Annotated in this window: 4 protein-coding genes; all 4 read left to right on the top strand. The window is 32.8% G+C overall.

The annotated features are described in order from the left end of the window. Window positions 1-281 (top strand): acetolactate synthase small subunit (gene ilvN / locus HG1285_RS04275; protein WP_008288675.1); only part of this gene is annotated, 281 nt, incomplete at its 5' end. 275 nt (window positions 282-556) lie between these two features. After that, window positions 557-880 (top strand): hypothetical protein, encoded by a 324-nt coding sequence (locus HG1285_RS04285; protein WP_157560668.1) that lies wholly within the window; start codon window positions 557-559, stop codon window positions 878-880. Between the two features lie 15 nt (window positions 881-895). Next, entirely contained in the window at window positions 896-1894 is a 999-nt protein-coding gene (gene ilvC / locus HG1285_RS04290; RefSeq protein ID WP_008288672.1) for a ketol-acid reductoisomerase, read from the top strand. After that, on the top strand, window positions 1894-2347 hold a 454-nt coding region (locus HG1285_RS04295; protein ID WP_008288671.1), incomplete at its 3' end, for a CDP-alcohol phosphatidyltransferase family protein. The genes ilvC and HG1285_RS04295, both read left to right, overlap by 1 nt.

The following is a 2347-nucleotide window of genomic DNA, read 5'->3' as shown; positions in this document are numbered from 1 at the left end:
GAGATATTACCGATGTCCCGCATATAGAAAGAGAACTTGCTTTAATAAAGATACATACAGCAGACAGCAGTGTTAGAGATGAGGTAATGAGGCTTGTAAATATATTCAGAGCTAAAGTAATTGATGTGTCATCTGATACATATACTGTAGAAATCACAGGAGACCAAGACAAGATTAATGCATTTATTGACCTTGTTAGACCATTTGGATTAAAAGATGTATCCAGAACAGGAGTTTTAGCTGTTGTCAGAGAATCTCAGAAGGACAGGATTGAAATTTAATTTTATGCTTATTTTGCTTTTTTTTATTAATTTCAATTCTACTGCTAAAGAATTATATTTGCACAATTTAAAACTCTATAATTTACCAAATATTTATAGAGATATACTTCAATCATTTTTTCTGGAAAACCTAAATTTGTCAAAGAAGAATGGATTTGCAAATGCTGATATTGAAGTAAAATGGCTTTCGTTTATTTCAGCATATGTTTTTTTATAACACAAGAAAACAAATATTTTTAGAAAGCACATGCTTTACTTCTCCTGATGCAGAAAGTTTGTTAACCGATTTAAAGAAAAACATAAGATATTCAAAGTACTTAAAATTTACTAAAGACATAAAAGAAAAGTTTGTAAGTTTAAAAATTATTAATCCCAAAGGAAATGTAGAAGAAAAAGCAAACATAATATCAACGAAAGGAGATAGATTAACAGATTTTAAAAAAATTTATAAATATAAAGGAGAAAAAGGGGAGTTTATAACTATCATTGGAGCCTCTGCAATACATGATATTATAGTAATACCAGAAAACAGCAGTGCCTTTTTACTGCAAAAATTTTTGAATGGTTATAAAATAGATAAAGTTTATTTATTAAAATAAAAGTCGGAGGAAAAAATGGCAAAAATTTATTATGATGAAGACGCATCTTTAGAAGTATTAAAAGGAAAAACTGTAGCTATTATAGGATATGGTTCACAAGGGCATGCCCATGCTCTTAATTTAAGGGATAGTGGAATTAATGTTGTAGTAGGTCTTTATGCAGGAAGCCGTTCAATAGAAAAGGCAAAAGCAGAAGGTTTTGAAGTATTAACACCTGATGATGCTGCAAAAAAAGCAGATGTTGTAATGATGTTAATCCCTGATACTATCCAGCCAGAAGTTTACCAGACTGCAATACTGCCAAACTTAGATGAAGGAAATGCTCTTGCATTTGCCCATGGCTTTAATATCCATTTTGACCAGATAATACCACCTCCTTATGTAGATGTATTTTTAGTTGCTCCAAAAGGTCCAGGACACTTGGTTAGATGGCAGTATGAAGAAGGGAAAGGTGTTCCGGGGCTTGTAGCAGTTCATCAGGACTTTACTGGAAATGCAAAAGATGTTGCACTTGCATATGCAAAAGGAATAGGCTGTACAAGAGCTGGTCTTATAGAAACCACTTTCAAAGAAGAAACTGAAACAGACCTTTTTGGAGAACAGGCTGTACTTTGTGGTGGGGCTACTGCATTAATTAAAGCTGGATTTGAAACACTAATAGAAGCAGGTTATCAGCCAGAAGTTGCTTATTTTGAATGTTTACACGAACTTAAATTAATTGTTGATTTAATATATCAGTACGGAATTTCAGGAATGAGATATTCAATATCTGATACTGCAAGATATGGTGATGTTTCAAGTGGAAAGAAAATTTACGAAGCAGTAAAACCTGTCCATAAGAAAATACTTGAAGACATTCAGGAAGGAGCATTTGCAAAAGACTGGATTCTTGAAAATGTTGCAGGAAGACCTCGTTTTAACGCTCTTGTTAAAAAAGACGAAGAGCATCCAGTAGAAAAAATAGGAAAAGAATTAAGAAAAATGATGCCTTGGCTTGAAGGGAAAGAGCTTTAATGAACTTTACAAGCAAAAGAAAATCTTTAAAAAAAGTTTATGAACCTTTTGGGGTAGTGCTGGCAAAAAGCCACATCACCCCTAATATAATAACAATTATTTCTATTATTTTAGGCTTTTTGTCTGCTTATTTTTTCTACATGCATAAACCTTTAACAGCTGCTGCCTTACTGTTTTTCAGTGGTTTTTTTGACCTTATGGATGGAGTTGTTGCAAGAGAAACAGAAAAAGCATCAAAGTTTGGAGCAGTTTTTGACTGGCTTGCTGATAAAATAGTTGACGGGGTTGTTTTATTTGCAATTGGTTTAGCTTATTCCACACCACTGTTAACAATTATTGCTGTAATAACAAATCAACTTCATACATTTATTAAACCTGTAGCTTACGCTGAGATTGGCTTTTCTCAAAGACAAAAAGGCAAAATAGATGACCCTCTTGAAGGGATAGGATTTT

This window comes from Hydrogenivirga sp. 128-5-R1-1, from assembly GCF_000171895.1.
This window is presented reverse-complemented; position numbering and strand designations above follow the sequence as displayed.